The sequence below is a fragment of the uncultured Limimaricola sp. genome, assembly GCF_964022235.1.
Taxonomy (GTDB): domain Bacteria; phylum Pseudomonadota; class Alphaproteobacteria; order Rhodobacterales; family Rhodobacteraceae; genus Limimaricola.
Map to the genome: position 1 here is coordinate 444269 of NZ_CAXHZL010000001.1, position 16597 is coordinate 460865.

The window sequence follows — 16597 nt, forward strand, 5'->3', positions numbered from 1 at the left end:
AGGAACGGGGCGACCAATTCACGAGGTGCCCCGATGTCCGGCCATGGCGATCCGATCCCGATGATGTCCCAGCGCGGGCCTGCGCTGTCCGGCGAGGCGCATGTCCCCGGTGACAAATCGATCAGCCACCGCAGCCTGATCCTGGGCGCGATGGCGGTGGGCGAAACCGTGATCGAGGGCCTGCTCGAAGGGCAGGACGTTCTGGACACGGCGAAGGCCATGCGCGCCTTCGGAGCCGAGGTCACGGATCACGGGCAGGGGCGCTGGTCGGTGCACGGCGTCGGCGTGGGCGGCTTTGCCGAACCGGCGGGCGTGATCGATTGTGGCAACTCGGGCACCGGGGTGCGGCTGATCATGGGGGCGATGGCCACCACGCCGATCACCGTGACCTTCACCGGAGATGCCTCTCTCTGCTCGCGCCCCATGGGCCGGGTCACCGATCCGCTGGCCCTGTTTGGCGCGCGCGCCGAAGGCCGCGAGGGCGGGCGGCTTCCGATGACGATCACCGGCGCGGCCGATCCGATGCCGGTGCGCTACACCGTGCCGGTGCCCTCGGCGCAGGTGAAATCGGCGGTGCTGCTGGCCGGGCTGAACGCGCCGGGCAAGACCGTCGTGATCGAGAAGGAAGCCACGCGCGACCACACCGAGCGGATGCTCGCGGGGTTCGGGGCCAAGATCGCTGTCACGGAGTCCGAAGAGGGGCGGGTGATCACGCTCACCGGTCAGCCGGAGCTTCGCCCGCAGCACATCGTCGTGCCGCGCGATCCCTCGTCGGCAGCCTTCCCGGTCTGTGCGGCGCTGATCGCCGAAGGCTCGGACGTGCTGGTGCCCAACATCGGTCTGAACCCGACCCGCGCTGGCCTCTTCGAGACGCTGCGCGAAATGGGGGCGGATCTCACCTATGAGAACCCTCGCGAAGAGGGCGGCGAGCCCGTCGCCGACCTGCGCGCGAAGTTCTCGCCCGCGATGCGTGGCATCGAGGTGCCACCCGCCCGCGCCGCATCGATGATCGACGAATACCCGGTGCTGTCGGTGGTCGCGGCCTTCGCCGAGGGCCCCACCGTGATGCGCGGCGTCAAGGAACTGCGCGTCAAGGAAAGCGACCGGATCGATGCGATGGCCCAAGGCCTGCGCGCTGCGGGCGTCGAGGTCGAGGAGGGTGAGGATTGGTGGATCGTCCACGGACGTGGCCATGGACAAGTGCCGGGTGGTGCGACGGTCGAAAGCCGTCTCGATCACCGCATCGCCATGTCCTTCCTCGTGATGGGGCTGGCCACGAACGCGCCGATGCGCGTCGATGACGGCGGGCCGATCGCCACCTCCTTTCCGGTGTTCGAGCCGCTGATGACGGGGCTTGGCGCGAAGGTGGCGCGGGCATGATCTTCACGGTCGCCATCGACGGGCCTGCCGCCGCCGGCAAGGGAACCGTGGGTCGCGCAGTCGCCGCCCATTTCGGTTTTGCGCATCTCGACACGGGGCTGTTGTACCGCGCCGTCGGTGCGCTGGTGCTGAAAGGCGCCGAGCCGGTTGCGGCAGCGCGCGGGCTGGTGCCCGAGGCGTTGGAGCAGCCGGGGCTCAGGAGCCCCGAGGTCGCTCAGGCCGCGAGCGAGGTCGCGGTGATCCCCGAAGTGCGTGCGGCGCTGCTCGAGTTTCAGCGCAGCTTTGCCCGGCGCGAGGGTGGGGCCGTGCTCGATGGGCGCGACATCGGTACGGTGATCTGCCCTGAGGCAGAGGCGAAGCTCTTTGTCACCGCCAGCGCCGAGGCGCGGGCAGGGCGGCGGCTCGCAGAGCTGGTGCAGGCCGGTCACGACGCCAGCTTCGACAGCGTGCTCGCGGATGTGAAGGCGCGCGATACCCGCGATTCGGAGCGCGCCGCGGCACCGCTGCGACCGGCGGAGGATGCCTTCCTGCTCGACACCTCGGATCTTGATGCCGCGCAGGCGGTGGCGATCGCCGTGGCGCGCATCGAGGCGGAATTGGGCCGTTAGAGTACCGCGTCGCGCAACACCGCCAATAGGGTACGGGTCGAGGTGAACATCGTCCCGAGTTGGTGTGCGACGAGGAACATCAGCGGATAGCTCAGCCCGGGTCGCGCTTCGAGCCAGGCGAAAAGCCCGGTGTCGAGCAGCATCCGGCGCAGCAGCGGCACCGCGATGAGGGCCAGGCCCATACCGATCAGGCCGCCCACGAGGATATCGCTGGGCCAATGGAAGCCCAAGATCACCCGCGGCAGCGCGATGATGATCGCCGCATGCGCCAAGGCCACGATTCCCCATCGTCGATCGACCAGCGCGATGCCGGTGGCCAGCGCCAGAAACAGCACCGCATGGTCGCTGGGCATCGAGGACCAGCCGTTCAGCGTGTTGTGATCGATCGAGTTGGCCATCCGCAGCGACAGGTCGGGGTCGTGGATGGGCCGCGCCCGGTAGGGCAGCGACATCGACAAAAGGCGGCCCATTGCCAGCGCCAGCACCGCTGTGACCAGCGTCGCGGCAAGCCCCGCGCGGCGGCGTGCGACCTGCGCATGCGGCACCATCCACAGGCCCCAGACCAGCATCATCAGTGGGATGCCCTTGAACATCGGGCTGGCCGAAAGCTGAACGATGAGCGTGTCGAGGGCGTCACTGTGCCCTGCGATCCGGTTCACGAAGAGGAGTAAGTCGAGATCCACCGGGCCTCCGTCGGTCGTTCCTCTCATAGGGGCGGGGATCGGTGGCGGGGACAATGGTAACCCGGGCCTTGGTACTGAGAGCGGGGGCGAGTGTGGCCGTGCTGCTTGATCCGCGCGCCGGATCGCACTATAGACGCGAGCGTCAAGGGAACGGCGCGCCACGCGCGCGCGAGCAGGACAGGCAGGGTCGGGAGCTCCGGCCCTCGTCGCGTTGGAACGTTTCCGGGGCAGACCGTAATCCAAAGACCGGCGGAGACAACCGCCTGGCCCGTATAGCGACTTACAAAGGAAAACCTGACCGCATGTGCGCTAAAGCATCCATGGAGGAATTCGAAGCCCTCCTGAACGAAAGCTTCGAAATCGACACGCCGTCCGAAGGCAGCGTCGTCAAGGGCCGCGTGCTCGCCATCGAGGCGGGCCAGGCCATCATCGATGTCGGCTACAAGATGGAAGGCCGCATCGATCTCAAGGAATTCGCGAACCCCGGCGAGCAGCCGGACCTCAAGCCCGGTGACGAGGTCGAGGTCTTCCTGCGCCAGGTCGAAAACGCCCGTGGCGAAGCCGTCATCAGCCGTGAGATGGCCCGCCGCGAAGAAGCTTGGGACCGTCTCGAGAAGGCCTATGCCGACGAAGAGCGCGTCGAAGGCGCCATCTTCGGTCGCGTCAAAGGCGGCTTCACCGTCGATCTCGGCGGCGCTGTGGCCTTCCTGCCCGGCTCTCAGGTCGACGTGCGCCCCGTGCGCGATGCGGGCCCGCTCATGGGTCTCAAGCAGCCGTTCCAGATCCTCAAGATGGATCGTCGTCGGGGCAACATCGTGGTGTCGCGCCGCGCGATCCTCGAAGAGAGCCGTGCCGAGCAGCGCGCCGAAGTCATCGCCAACCTGCACGAAGGCCAGACGGTCGACGGCGTGGTCAAGAACATCACCGAATACGGCGCCTTCGTCGATCTCGGCGGCGTTGACGGCCTGCTGCACGTCACCGACATGGCGTGGCGTCGCGTGAACCACCCCAGCGAGATCCTGGCGATCGGCGAGACCGTCAAGGTCCAGGTCATCAAGATCAACAAGGAAACGCACCGCATCAGCCTCGGCATGAAGCAGCTGCAGGACGATCCGTGGGATTCGGTCGAGGGCAAGTTCCCGATCGAGTCGACCCACACCGGCCGCGTGACCAACATCACCGATTACGGCGCCTTCGTGGAGCTGGAGCCGGGCGTCGAAGGTCTGGTCCACGTCTCCGAGATGAGCTGGACCAAGAAGAACGTGCACCCTGGCAAGATCGTCTCCACTTCGCAGGAAGTGGAAGTGATGGTGCTGGAGATCGACAGTGCCAAGCGTCGCGTCTCGCTCGGCCTGAAGCAGACCCAGCGCAACCCGTGGGAAGTCTTCGCCGAAACCCACCCCGAGGGCACCGAGGTCGAGGGCGAGGTGAAGAACATCACCGAGTTCGGCCTGTTCGTCGGCCTGCCGGGCGACATCGACGGCATGGTTCACCTCTCGGACCTGACCTGGGAAGGTCGTGGCGAGGACGTGATCGGCGACTTCCGCAAGGGCGACGTCGTGAAGGCCAAGGTCACCGAAGTCGACATCGAGAAAGAGCGTATCTCGCTCTCGATCAAGGCGATGGACGGCGACCCGTTCGCGGATGCCATCGGCGGCGTGAAGCGCGGCTCGATCATCACCGTCGAGGTGACCAAGATCGAAGACGGCGGCATCGAAGTGACCTACGAGGGCATGAAGTCCTTCATCCGTCGCTCGGACCTGTCGCGTGATCGTGCCGAGCAGCGCCCCGAGCGCTTCGGCGTTGGCGACAAGATCGACGTGCGCGTGACCAACGTTGACAGCAAGACCCGCAAGCTGGGCCTGTCGATCAAGGCGCGTGAGATCGCCGAAGAAAAAGAAGCGGTCGAGCAGTATGGCTCCTCCGATTCGGGCGCTTCGCTGGGCGACATCCTCGGCGCCGCCCTCAAAGGCGACCGCTGAGCCTGTCGGGGCCTTTCGAGGCCCCGGCTGCAAGATTGGCCCCGCCACCCGGAAACGGGAGGCGGGGCCTTTTCGTGAACGGATCGCGAAAACAGTCCCCTTGATTTGACTGCACTATTTATCGGAACCCACGGACGTCCTATAGTCTTCCTGTCACAGGTCCGTGACGCCCCGCCTTTGGGGCGTCGGCCGGGCAAGGGGGGGGCGCACATGATTCGATCCGAACTGATCCAGAAGATCGCGGACGAGAACCCGCATCTCTATCAACGCGACGTGGAAAAGATCGTGAACACCATCTTCGACCGGATCACCCAGGCCATGGCCGAAGGCAACCGCGTCGAACTGCGCGGCTTCGGGGCCTTTTCGGTCAAGAAGCGCGACCAGCGTCTCGGCCGCAACCCCCGCACCGGCGAGGCGGTCGAGGTCGACGAAAAGCACGTCCCCTTCTTCAAGACCGGCAAGCTGTTGCGCGACCGGCTCAATGGGAAATAGAACCAAGACATGAGAGCTCTCCGCACCGCCTTTTGGGGCATCGTCGCCATCTGTCTCGTCATCCTCGGCCTTGCGAACCGCGGCGTGGTCACGCTGCGCGTGCTGCCCGAGGGGCTGAGCGGACTGTTCGGCATCTCGCCCGATCTCGATCTGCCGCTCTATGCCGTGATCCTGATCGGCGTGGCGCTTGGCCTATTGATCGGTTTCCTGTGGGAATGGCTGCGCGAGCACAAGCACCGCGCCGAAGCCCGCAAGCGGGCCCGCGAGGTGAACCGGCTCGAGCGCGAGGTCGACCGTCTGCGCCACGAGAAGCACGAGGGCGAGGACGACGTTCTGGCTCTCGTCGACACTCCGGCCGTGCCCGCGCGCGCCTGACCGTGTCCGTTTCCGTCAAGATTTGCGGCCTGTCCGACCGGGCAGGCCTCGACGCCGCCGTGGCTGCGGGCGCGCGTTACGTGGGCTTCGTGTTCTTTGCCAAGTCGCCGCGCGCGGTGACGGTCGAGCAGGCGGCAACGCTGGCGATCGAGGTGCCCCCGGGCATCGCCAAGGTGGCGTTGGTGGTCGATGTCGACGATGCTACGCTCGACGAGATCGTGACACGCGTGCCGCTCGACATGCTGCAGCTTCATGGCCGCGAGATACCCGAACGCGTGGCCGAGATCCGCGCGCGTCACGGCCTGCCGGTGATGAAGGCGGTGGGGGTGGCCTCCGAAGCCGATCTGCCCATGCTTGAAGCCTATGCCGCCGTGGCCGACCAGATCCTCGTCGATGCAAAGGCCCCGAAAGGGGCTGCGCTTCCGGGCGGCAACGGGCTAGCTTTTGATTGGCGGCTGATCGCGGGGCGGCGCTGGCCGGTGCCGTGGATGCTGGCGGGCGGACTCACGCCGGACAACCTCGCCGAGGCGGTGGCCAAGACCGGCGCGCGGCAGGTCGATGTTTCCTCGGGCGTAGAGAGCGCGCCGGGGGTGAAGGACGAGACCCGTATTCGCGCCTTTCTCGACGCCGCGCGACTCTGAGCCGGAGGCATCACGTGGGCGATTGCCCCGACCGGTCCGCTGCCCTACATGCCGTCCATGAGCAAATCCGTCGATCACGAGCGTGAGAAGGCCCGGCTGCGCCGGCAGATGCGGGCCATGACCGGCGGATCGCCCCGTCTGCATGGGCTGACGGAACGGCTGATGGCGGATCGCGCTCGCTGGATCCGTATTCCGGTGGGCGTCTTGTTCATCTTGGGTGGTTTCGCCGCGATTCTGCCGCTGTTCGGGCTGTGGATGCTGCCGATCGGACTGGCGCTTCTGGCGGTCGATCTGCCAATGCTGCGGCCAAGCGTCAATTCCACGCTGATCCGGGGCCGTCGCTGGAGCGACGGCATGTTGCGCCGCTGGCGTGACAGGAACGACGACAGGCAAGACAACCGCGACTGACCGCCTTGGCCCTTTACCGTGCGGCGCGGCAGGGGTAGTCCGGAGGCCGAACGCGAGGAGGCCCAGCGTATGGCGGACGATCTTATCAACAGCTTCATGGCCGGGCCCGACGAGGGCGGCCGCTTCGGACAGTTCGGCGGACGCTTCGTCTCCGAGACGCTGATGCCGCTGATCCTGTCGCTTGAAGCCGAATACGAAAAGGCCAAGACCGACGACGCCTTCTGGGCCGAGATGAACGACCTGTGGACCCACTATGTTGGGCGTCCCTCGCCGCTTTATTATGCTGAACGGCTCACCGAGCATCTGGGCGGGGCCAAGATCTATCTCAAGCGCGACGAGCTGAACCACACCGGCGCGCACAAGATCAACAACGTGCTGGGGCAGATCATCCTCGCCCGTCGCATGGGCAAGACCCGGATCATCGCCGAAACCGGCGCCGGCCAGCACGGCGTCGCCACCGCGACCGTCTGCGCTAAGTTCGGGCTGAAATGCGTGGTCTACATGGGCGCTCACGACGTCGAACGTCAGGCCCCCAACGTATTCCGCATGCGGCTTCTGGGCGCTGACGTGATCCCCGTCACCTCTGGGCGCGGCACGCTCAAGGATGCGATGAACGACGCGCTCCGCGATTGGGTCACCAACGTGCGCGACACCTTCTATTGCATCGGCACCGTGGCGGGGCCGCATCCCTATCCGGCAATGGTCCGCGACTTCCAGTCGATCATCGGCAAGGAGGTGCGCGAGCAGATGCAGGCCGCCGAAGGCCGTCTGCCAGATACGCTGGTCGCCGCGATCGGCGGTGGATCGAACGCGATGGGGCTGTTCTTCCCGTTCCTCGATGATCGTGACGTCAACATCATCGGTGTCGAGGCGGGCGGCAAAGGCGTGAATGCCAAGATGGAGCATTGCGCGTCGCTCACCGGCGGCCGCCCCGGCGTGCTGCATGGCAACAAGACCTACCTGCTGCAGGATGACGACGGGCAGATTCTCGAAGGTCATTCGATCTCGGCCGGGCTCGACTACCCTGGTATCGGACCCGAGCATGCCTGGCTGCACGAGATCGGTCGCGCGCAGTACGTGGCGATCACCGACATGGAGGCTCTCGAGGCGTTCAAGCTGTCTTGTGCGCTCGAAGGGATCATTCCGGCGCTGGAGCCGTCCCACGCTCTGGCGCATGTCATGAAGATCGCACCAGAGTTGCCGCGTGATCACCTGCTGGTGATGAATATGTGCGGTCGCGGCGACAAGGACATCTTCACCGTCGCCAAACATCTGGGTGTCGATATCGCGACCTGAACGCCTGACCTCACGATTATGTGATCTCTCGCCGCTGAACGGAGTTGTCGGATGACACGTTGGGCGGCGAACTCAAAATCGAGAGGAAACGAAATGCTGAATAAACTGACCGTTGCCGCCGCCACCACCGCCCTCGTGCTTGGTGCGTCCGCCGCCTCCGCCCAGAGCATCCCGTTCGCCGAAGTCGATACCGACGGCGACATGATGCTGTCGAACGATGAACTGGTCGCGGCCTTTGGCGCCGACGGTGCAGCGATCCTCATGGAAGACGACACCGATGGCGACATGATGCTGAGCGTGCAGGAAATCCGCATCGCGACCGGCATGAGCATGTCGACCGACACCAAATCCCCCGAGGCGCGTGCCGAGTCGGACGATGCCGATGATCCGGACTACCGTGACACAAACGAGTCCGCCATCCAGCCCAACGACACCGAAACCGAAGGCTTCATCGAAGAGGGTGAAGACACGGATGGTGCCGGCGACGAAGACGACGGCCAGTAACACCGTCTATTTCTAACCAATATTGAGGGGCCGACCGGTGAATATCCGGTTGGCCCCTTCTCCGTCTCAGGAGATGGCCGCTTCTTCCCGGGTCACACGAACACGTGTTGCGGTGTAACGAACCTCAATGGTTCTGGGGGGTTGGAAGGCGAACTCATTCTGGAGACCAAAATGCTGAAGACCTTTACCAGTGCTGCTGCACTCACCGCTCTCATGGCTGGCGGCGCCATGGCGCAGGACGACATGATGATCGACGCCGATGCTTCGACCATGCAGATGTCGATGATGGACGGCCAGACCACCGTGACCTTCCCGCGCATCGCCGCGCGTCAGGACGGTTACATTGTTCTGCATGCTGTCGCCGACGGCGCACCTGTGGTGCCGGAATCGCTGGGCCACGCGATGATCATGGCCGGTGAAAACACCGACGTTATGGTGACGATCCCCGAGGCGCTGGCTGCCGGGACCGAGCTGATGGCGATGCTGCACGTCGAATCCAACGGCAATGGCGTCTATGACTTCGGTCCGGACATGACCGATGTCGACACGCCGGTTATGGTCAACGATGCTCCGGTGACGGCGATGTTCACCGTTCCCGAAGGCATGATGATGCATTCGGCTGACGACATGAAGTCGCCCGAGGTGGCCGACCCCGAAGTGCGCTCCGAGTCGGACGATGCCGACGATCCGGACTACCGTGACGACAACGAGTCCGCGATCGAGACCAACGACACCGAAACCGAGGGCTTCATCGAAGAGAGCGAAGATGACAGTGAGACCGACGACGACCCCAAGAACTGAGTGGGTCGTTGAGACTGCCCGTTTGGCAGGCTCTTGAGACAAGGCCCCGGCTGGACATGATCCGGTCGGGGCCTTTGTTTGTCAGCCCGCGTGCTGTGTCAGGACCTGGAGTGGAACGATCTCAAGCGCGCGCTTGTGCGTGGCGGCGAGGTGAACTTTCGGGGCGCAGCCTTCGTCATGTGCTTGCAGAAACCGCGAGGCGCACAGGCACCAGCGGTCGCCCGGCGCCAGCCCGGCAAAGCCGAACTCGGGTCGTGGTGTGCTGAGGTCATTGCCGACATATTTCGAATAGGCGAGGAATTCGGCCGTCATGACCGCACAGACCGTATGGCTTCCGGTGTCCTCGACGCAGCTGTTACAATGCCCATCGCGGAAAAACCCGGTCAGTGGCGCGGTCGAACAGGAGGCGAGAGGGCCATCCAAGACATTGAGCGACGGGTCCATCTTCATGGCAATCCTCTTGGAAAAATTGGGGGTCGGCGGGTGAGCCGGGGCCTAGCGATCGGCCGGAGCGCTGTATCCTTTACCCCTCGCGTCCTATCTGAAGCGATCTGCGAGCTTTTGCAGGGCCGAGCGGTCGTCGCGCTCATCCGGCTGGGGCGAGGTCGGCTCGGATCCTGACGCTTGTTTTACCGGCGGCTTCGGTGCCTCGGCTGCCTGCGCCGCGACAGCGGGTTTGCCCTTGGTGCCGCCGCCCGACCGCGGTGGGTTCAACCGCAGCGACACGGCGTTGAGAAACCGCGCATCGTCGCCCGCCGCCAGCGCCGCTGCGCCGTCGGAGATGCCGCGCAACATGTCGTCGAGCCAGACCTCGTCGGCCTTGGCGAAATCCTTGAGTACGTAGCCCGGCACCGCGTCCTTGTGACCGGGATGACCCACGCCCATGCGCACGCGGTCGTAATGCGGGCCTAAGTGCTGGTGGATCGAGCGCAGCCCGTTGTGGCCCGCGTGGCCGCCGCCCGACTTGGTCTTGAGCCGTCCCGGCGCGAGATCGATCTCGTCGTGAAAGACGCAGATGTCGGTGCTGTCGATCTTGTGGAAACGCGCGGCCTCGCCGACCGACTGGCCCGAGAGGTTCATGAAGGTGGCGGGCTTGAGCAGCAGGATCTTTTCCGAGCCGAGCCGGCCTTCGGACACCTCGCCTTGAAATTTTGCGCGCCAGGGCGTAAAGCCGTGATCCTCCGCGATCCGGTCCACGGCCATGAAGCCGATGTTGTGACGGTTCTGGGCGTATTTGCCGCCCGGGTTTCCAAGTCCGACGAAGAGTTTCATGGGCCGGAAGCTAGCGCGCCGTCACGCGCAGGGCCAGTGCCCAGACGCAAAACGGGGCCCCGAAGGGCCCCGTTTCCTTACCTTGGTCGCCAAAGCGATCAGGCGTCGGACTGCTCGGTCGCTTCGACCTCGTCAGCGGCCTCATCGGCCTCTTCCTCGGCGGCGGCCGCCAGCTTCGACGGCGCCGAGATGTTGGCGATCACGAAGTCACGGTCGATGGTCGGCTTGGCGCCCGAGGGCAGCTCGACGTCGCTGATGTGGATGACATCACCGATCTGCTTGCCGGTCAGGTCCACGACGATCTGCTCGGGGATCTCGCCCGCGAGCACGTTGAGCTCGACTTCGGGACGGACCAGGGTCAGAACGCCGCCGCGCTTGATGCCCGGTGCGTCCTTGTGGTTCACGAACTCGACGTGGATGAACAGGCTGATCCGCGTGGTGCGGCGCAGGCGCAGCAGGTCCACATGGGTCGGCAGGTCACGAACCACGTCGCGCTGCACCGAACGGCAGATGACGCGGACGTCGTCCTGGCCTTCGACCTTGAGGTTGAACAGCGTCGACAGGAAACGCCCTGCCTTCAGCTTCTTGATCAGGGCATTGTAGGGCAGGTTGATCGGGAGCGGGTCGGAACCGCCGCCGTACACGATGCCCGGAACGAGGTTCTCGCGACGTGCCTGACGAGCGGCCCCCTTGCCTGTCCCCGTGCGTGCCGTGGCGACGAGATCCGGAATCTCTTTGGCCATTGGTAAGTCCTTTCAGGTGATGGGCCATCCTCCAAGGGTGTATGGCCCGATTCAGAACCTGTGCCTTTAGCGCCGAATCCCTCGATTGGAAAGGGCCGCATGGGCATAAAATGGCGCAACGGACGCCGCGTCTGTGGACTGTTCGCGCGCGGCGTGGCACCTGCGCTCCATGTTCATTCTCTCTGCTCTTCGATTGACCCGTGCGCCGGGCTCTGCCTTCGTGGTCATGGGGCTCTACTGGGGTGTCTTTGCCGCGCATGTGCCGGTGTTCCGCGACCGGCTTGGGGTGGATGACGCGGTGTTCGGCTCGCTCCTGCTCGGCTCCTCTTTGGGTCTGCTGGCGACGATGTGGCTCGCGCCGCGGTTCGACCGATCGCTGGGGCGCGCGGCGCTCCCCGTCGCGGCGGGGCTTCTGGCGTTGGCGTGGATCGCGCCGGCGCTGGCCGCGACGCCATTGGCCTTCGCGATCGGCATGGTCGGCGTCGGCATGGCCTCGGGTGTCTGCGACGTGGTGATGAACGCCCGGGTGAGCCAGATCGAGGCGCAGTCGGGGCGCTCCTTGATGAATGCCAACCACGGGCTGTTCTCGCTGGCCTACGGCGCGGCCGCTCTGGCATCGGGTATCACGCGCGAGGCCGGTCTGCCGATCCTCGTGGTGTTCGGCGGCATGACGATCGTGACGCTGGCCTTGATGCCGCTGCTGTCGCGTGCGCCCGCCCCCGCCGCGATGCCCGAGGAGGGGGCGTCGGTGACGTTGCCGCTTTGGCCGGTGGCGCTGTGCGGGATCGTGGTGATGATCGCCTTTCTGAGCGAAGCCACGGTCGAGAGCTGGTCGGCGCTGCACATCGAGCGGACACTGGGTGGCGGCGCGGCGCAAGGCGCGCTTGGGCCTGCGCTTTTGGGGATAACGATGACGCTGGGCCGATTTGGTGGACAGGCACTGGCCGAAAAGCTCAGTGAAACAGCGGTGATCCGGGTGGCGGCGCTGGTCTCGGCCTCGGGGGCGGCTATCGCGGCGATGGCCCCGGCGCCGATGGTGGCCTATCTCGGTTTTGCCATCACCGGCCTCGGTATTTCAGTGATCGGCCCGATGGGTCTGGCGCTGGCCGGGCGTCTGGTGGCGCCGCATCAGAGGTCGCAGGCCATCGCCCGCGTCGCCGTCATCGCCTTTTGTGCTTTCCTGATCGCGCCGGTTCTGATGGGTGGCCTGTCAGAGGCCTTCGGCCTGCGCGTGGCCTTCGGTATGGTCGCGGCGCTGCTGTTGATGATCCTGCCCCCGGTGCTGGCGCTGCGCCGCCGGGCGCGCGCGTTGGCCGCCGTTCCGGCCTGATCTCGTGGCCATGCAGGGAGCAGGGCGCGGCGGCCCAGCGCGCCCGTTGCTTGTGATGCGTTCACGCGGCGTCTAGACAGCCTGTGCAATCTTTGAACGAGGCGCGCGATGGCCCGATCCCCCAAGACCAGTGACGAGGACCGACCGGGCTCGCGCAACATCGGGGCGCTGAGGGCGCTCTGGCCCTTTGTGGCGCCTTACCGGGGCATCATGACGCTCGCCATCGTGGCGCTTGTGTTTACCGCCTGCGTGAGCCTCGTGCTGCCATTGGCCGTGCGCCGGGTGGTCGACAATTTCGAAGTCGACGCAGGCATGCTGCTCGACCGGTATTTTGCGGCGGCACTGGTGATCGCGGGGCTGCTCGCTCTGGGCACGGCGGCGCGCTATTACCTTGTCACGCGCTTGGGCGAGCGGGTGGTGACCGACATCCGCAAGGCGCTGTTCGGGCGGATGGTGGGCATGAGCCCCGCTTTCTATGAAAGGATCATGACCGGCGAAGTGTTGAGCCGGATCACGACGGACACGACCTTGATCCTGTCAGTGATCGGCTCCTCGGCCTCGATCGCGCTGCGCAACCTGCTGATCCTGATCGGCGGCTTGGCGCTTCTGCTGCTGACTTCCGCCAAGCTCACCGGTCTGGTGCTGCTCATCGTGCCTGCGATCATCGTGCCGATCGTGGTGCTGGGCCGCCGCCTGCGCGTGCTCAGCCGCGAGAACCAGGACTGGATCGCAGCCTCATCGGGCAACGCCTCCGAGACGCTCCTGTCGGTGCAGACGGTGCAGGCCTACAGCCACGAAGCCCGCAGCCGGGAGCGGTTCGACGAGATCACCGAAAAGAGCTTTGTCGCCGCACGCGAGCGGATCGGCACGCGGGCGGTAATGACGGCGATCGTCATCTTCCTGATCTTTGCGGGCATCGTCGGCGTGCTGTGGATCGGCGCACGCGATGTGAACGCGGGACAGATGACCATCGGCGCGCTGGTGCAGTTCGTGATCTACGCGGTGATGGTCGCAGGCTCCGTCGGCGCGCTGACCGAGATCTGGGGCGAATTGCAGCGTGCGGCGGGTGCCACCGAGCGGCTGGTCGAGTTGCTGAACGCCGAGGACAGCCTGCGCGAGCCTGCAAAGCCGCGATCGGTGCCCGCGGCGCAAGGCGAGATCGTGTTCGAGGATGTCTCGTTTTCCTATCCTTCGCGACCCGACGCCTCGGCGCTCGACCATGTCAGCGTCACCATCGCGCCGGGCGAAACCGTGGCGCTGGTCGGCCCCTCGGGGGCGGGCAAAACCACAATGATCCAGCTTCTGCTGCGGTTCTGGGATCCGTCCACGGGGCGGGTGCTGCTCGACGGTGCGGATCTGCGCGACATGGCGCGGCCCGAGTTCCGGCGCCAGATGGCGCTGGTGCCCCAAGACCCCGTGATCTTTGCCGACACGGCGCGCGAGAACATCCGCTTTGGTCGGCCCGACGCCACCGATGCCGAGGTCGAGGCCGCCGCACATGCCGCTGCGGCGCATGAGTTCCTGATGGCGCTGCCCGAAGGCTATGACAGCCAAGTAGGGGAGCGCGGCGTGATGCTCTCGGGTGGGCAGAAGCAGCGCATCGCGATTGCACGGGCGATCCTGCGCGATGCGCCGGTCCTGCTTCTGGATGAAGCGACGAGCGCGCTCGACGCCGAAAGCGAGCGGCTGGTGCAACGCGCCGTCGACCGGCTGGCCACCGGGCGCACGACGCTCATCGTGGCGCATCGTCTGGCCACGGTGAAAAAGGCCGACCGCATCCTCGTGTTCGAGGCGGGCCGGATCGTGGCACAGGGCAGTCACGACGCGCTGGTGGCCGAAGGCGGGCTCTATGCCCGGCTGGCCCGATTGCAGTTCACCGATGGCATGGTCGAGGCCGCCGAGTAGCGGGCGACCCATCGAAACCTCTTGCGCGACGCGGGGCTATCGCGGCGTCATGCTTGCGTGACGCGTGGGTCAGCCTGATGCTTCGTCTCAGGGATGGAGCCGCCATGCGGCAAGGATACGACAACCGACCGGGGAGGAACGGAATGGGTTTTGCGGGCATGGCCGATCGCGCTGCGATCGAGGCCGAGGGGACATGGGCGGCGCAGGGCGAACCGGCAACGACGCATGGGTTGTTGGAACGGACCGCCAAGGCCTTTCCCCAGCGTGCGGCGCTGAGCTTTCAGCTCCTCTCCGACCCCAAGGCCCCCGCCGAGACGCTGGATTGGACCGAATTGCACGCAAAGTCGGCGCAGACCGCGAATCTGCTGCGCGAACTGGGCGTGGGCGAGACCGACGTGGTGGCGTTCTTGCTGCCTAACTGCTCGGAGGTGGTGCTGTCCTATCTCGGCGGTCAGATCGCGGGCGTCGTGAACCCGATCAACCCGCTGCTCGACGCGGGCCAGATCGGGGCGATCCTGCGTCAGACCAATGCCAAGGTGCTGATCACGCTGAAGGCTTTCCCCAAGACCGACGTGGCGCAGAAGGCCGCCGAGGCGGTGGCGCTCGCTCCCAACGTGAAAACGGTGCTCGAGGTCGATCTGCTGCGGTATCTGACCGGCGTGAAGAAGCTGATCGTGCCGCTGATCCGGCCCAAGGTGCCGGTCAAGCACAAGGCGCAGGTGCTCGACTTCACCCGCGAGATCGCGCGCCAACCGCGCAGCCTCGCCTTTGCCGACAGCACGGGCGACCGGGTCGCAGCGCTGTTTCATACGGGCGGCACCACCGGCATGCCCAAGGTGGCGCAGCACCGCTATTCCGGCATCGTCTACAACGGCTGGCTCGGCGGTAAGCTGATGTTCTCGGACCGCGACAACATCATCTGTCCGCTGCCGATGTTCCACGTCTTTGCCGCCATCGTCATCATGGGCTCCTCGCTCGCTTCGGGTGCGCATGTGATCCTGCCGACGCCCGCGGGTTACCGGGGGGACGGCGTATTCGACAACTTCTGGAAACTGATCGAGCGCTGGCAGGTGACCTTCATGATCACCGTGCCGACCGCGATCTCGGCGCTGATGCAACGTCCTGTAGATGCGGACATCTCGTCTCTGAATCTGGCCTTCTCGGGCTCGGCGCCGCTTCCGGTCGAGCTTTACAAGCGGTTCGAGCAGGCGGCGGGCGTCACCATCTGCGAGGGTTACGGCCTGACAGAAGCGACCTGTCTGGTATCGATCAACCCGCCCGAGGGCACAAAGAAGGTGGGCTCGGTCGGCGTGCCGTTCCCCTACACGCAAGTGCGCATTCTCGATCCGAATACCGGCGAGGAATGCGCCCCCGACACGGTGGGTGAGATCTGCGTGTCGAGCCCCGGTGTCTCGCGCGGCGACACCTATACCGACCCGACCAAGAACGAAGGGCTGTACTGGCCCGGCCTCGAAGACGAGCACCAGTTCCTGCGTACCGGTGATCTCGGTCGGATCGACGCGGACGGCTATCTCTGGATCACCGGCCGTGCCAAGGACCTGATCATCCGGGGTGGCCACAACATCGACCCCGCCGAGATCGAGGAGGCGCTGGCCGCGCATCCTGCCATCGCCTTTGCCGGTGCCATCGGCCAGCCTGACGCGCATGCGGGCGAGGTGCCTTGCGTCTATGTCGAACTGGTCGAGGGAGCCGAGATCGATCAGGCGGCGCTGCTCGACTACGCACGAGAGCATGTGCCCGAGCGCGCCGCCCGGCCTCGTCATCTCGAGATCCTGCCGGAACTGCCCAAGACAGCGGTGGGCAAGATCTTCAAGCCGGCGCTACGCCGAATGGCAATCTCCCGCGTTTATGATGCGGCGCTTGCGGAGGCAGGCGTCGGGGCCGAGGTGGCCGAGGTGGTTGAGGACAGCCGGCGCGGCCTGGTGGCCAAGATCCGGCGCACCGGCACCGCGACCGAGGCCGATGCCGCCAAGGCGCTCGGGGCCTTTACCCGGCCTTGGGACTGGGTCGGCGACTGACGCCGCGTCTCGGAGCGGAGGCAGAGGCGGGGGGCATGCCCCCCGCCGCCGCCGTCAGTGTATCGAAGCCCAGATAGGCGCATCGGGTCGGGGCAACGCGTTCGCACAGGATGCCGAAGGCAGCGTTGAGGCGCTGCA

At 65.8% G+C, this 16597-nt stretch carries 17 protein-coding genes; 13 read left to right on the forward strand and 4 right to left on the reverse strand.

What is annotated here, in order from left to right; all coding sequences use genetic code 11:
- Positions 1-33 precede the first annotated feature (33 nt).
- Both aroA and AADJ02_RS02255 read left to right on the forward strand, forming a co-directional pair.
- Positions 34-1380 (forward strand): 3-phosphoshikimate 1-carboxyvinyltransferase, encoded by a 1347-nt coding sequence (aroA, locus tag AADJ02_RS02250; protein WP_341211359.1) that lies wholly within the window; start codon positions 34-36, stop codon positions 1378-1380.
- Complete coding sequence (locus tag AADJ02_RS02255) at positions 1377-1988, forward strand: d(CMP) kinase (protein ID WP_341211360.1); 612 nt, start codon at positions 1377-1379, stop codon at positions 1986-1988. The genes aroA and AADJ02_RS02255 overlap by 4 nt, the downstream gene beginning before the upstream one ends.
- On the opposite strand, the gene AADJ02_RS02260 is transcribed toward AADJ02_RS02255, so the two are convergent.
- The gene (locus AADJ02_RS02260; protein ID WP_341211361.1) at positions 1985-2671 is read right to left on the reverse strand and encodes a phosphatase PAP2 family protein; all 687 of its coding nucleotides are present in this window, start codon (positions 2669-2671) and stop codon (positions 1985-1987) included. The genes AADJ02_RS02255 and AADJ02_RS02260 overlap by 4 nt on opposite strands.
- 302 nt (positions 2672-2973) lie before the next feature.
- Between AADJ02_RS02260 and rpsA the strand changes: the two genes are divergently transcribed.
- From rpsA to AADJ02_RS02300, 8 genes are all read left to right on the forward strand, one after another.
- Positions 2974-4653: a 30S ribosomal protein S1 gene (rpsA, locus tag AADJ02_RS02265; RefSeq protein ID WP_341211362.1), complete on the forward strand. Its 1680-nt coding sequence runs from the start codon at positions 2974-2976 to the stop codon at positions 4651-4653.
- Positions 4654-4863: 210 nt separating this feature from the next.
- Positions 4864-5145: an integration host factor subunit beta gene (ihfB, locus tag AADJ02_RS02270; RefSeq protein ID WP_021692588.1), complete on the forward strand. Its 282-nt coding sequence runs from the start codon at positions 4864-4866 to the stop codon at positions 5143-5145.
- A 9-nt stretch (positions 5146-5154) separates the two neighbouring features.
- Positions 5155-5520 (forward strand): lipopolysaccharide assembly protein LapA domain-containing protein, encoded by a 366-nt coding sequence (locus AADJ02_RS02275; protein ID WP_341211363.1) that lies wholly within the window; start codon positions 5155-5157, stop codon positions 5518-5520.
- A complete protein-coding gene (locus tag AADJ02_RS02280; protein WP_341211409.1) occupies positions 5517-6161 on the forward strand; it encodes a phosphoribosylanthranilate isomerase in 645 nt (214 codons plus the stop codon). Before AADJ02_RS02275 ends, AADJ02_RS02280 begins: the two co-directional genes overlap by 4 nt.
- A 57-nt stretch (positions 6162-6218) precedes the next feature.
- Positions 6219-6569: a tryptophan synthase subunit beta gene (locus AADJ02_RS02285; protein ID WP_341211364.1), complete on the forward strand. Its 351-nt coding sequence runs from the start codon at positions 6219-6221 to the stop codon at positions 6567-6569.
- A gap of 69 nt (positions 6570-6638) precedes the next feature.
- Positions 6639-7865 carry a tryptophan synthase subunit beta gene (trpB, locus tag AADJ02_RS02290; RefSeq protein WP_341211365.1) on the forward strand — a complete coding sequence of 409 codons (1227 nt, stop codon included), beginning with the start codon at positions 6639-6641 and terminating at the stop codon, positions 7863-7865.
- 51 nt (positions 7866-7916) lie between these two features.
- Positions 7917-8369 carry a hypothetical protein gene (locus AADJ02_RS02295; protein WP_341211366.1) on the forward strand — a complete coding sequence of 151 codons (453 nt, stop codon included), beginning with the start codon at positions 7917-7919 and terminating at the stop codon, positions 8367-8369.
- A gap of 171 nt (positions 8370-8540) precedes the next feature.
- Positions 8541-9170, forward strand: a complete 630-nt coding sequence (locus AADJ02_RS02300; RefSeq protein ID WP_341211367.1) for a hypothetical protein — start codon at positions 8541-8543, stop codon at positions 9168-9170.
- An 81-nt stretch (positions 9171-9251) separates the two neighbouring features.
- On the opposite strand, the gene AADJ02_RS02305 is transcribed toward AADJ02_RS02300, so the two are convergent.
- From AADJ02_RS02305 to AADJ02_RS02315, 3 genes are all read right to left on the reverse strand, one after another.
- Positions 9252-9620: a DUF2237 domain-containing protein gene (locus AADJ02_RS02305; RefSeq protein WP_341211368.1), complete on the reverse strand. Its 369-nt coding sequence runs from the start codon at positions 9618-9620 to the stop codon at positions 9252-9254.
- A gap of 87 nt (positions 9621-9707) precedes the next feature.
- Positions 9708-10442 carry an aminoacyl-tRNA hydrolase gene (gene pth, locus AADJ02_RS02310; protein WP_341211369.1) on the reverse strand — a complete coding sequence of 245 codons (735 nt, stop codon included), beginning with the start codon at positions 10440-10442 and terminating at the stop codon, positions 9708-9710.
- Positions 10443-10540: 98 nt separating this feature from the next.
- The gene (locus tag AADJ02_RS02315) at positions 10541-11185 is read right to left on the reverse strand and encodes a 50S ribosomal protein L25/general stress protein Ctc (RefSeq protein ID WP_341211370.1); all 645 of its coding nucleotides are present in this window, start codon (positions 11183-11185) and stop codon (positions 10541-10543) included.
- Positions 11186-11354: 169 nt separating this feature from the next.
- On the opposite strand from AADJ02_RS02315, the gene AADJ02_RS02320 reads away from it, so the two are divergent.
- From AADJ02_RS02320 to AADJ02_RS02330, 3 genes are all read left to right on the forward strand, one after another.
- Positions 11355-12515, forward strand: a complete 1161-nt coding sequence (locus AADJ02_RS02320; RefSeq protein ID WP_341211371.1) for an MFS transporter — start codon at positions 11355-11357, stop codon at positions 12513-12515.
- A 108-nt stretch (positions 12516-12623) separates the two neighbouring features.
- A complete protein-coding gene (locus tag AADJ02_RS02325; protein ID WP_341211372.1) occupies positions 12624-14420 on the forward strand; it encodes an ABC transporter transmembrane domain-containing protein in 1797 nt (598 codons plus the stop codon).
- 143 nt (positions 14421-14563) lie between these two features.
- On the forward strand, positions 14564-16459 hold the full coding sequence (locus AADJ02_RS02330) for an acyl-CoA synthetase (protein ID WP_341211373.1): 1896 nt from the start codon (positions 14564-14566) through the stop codon (positions 16457-16459).
- Positions 16460-16597 lie beyond the last annotated feature (138 nt).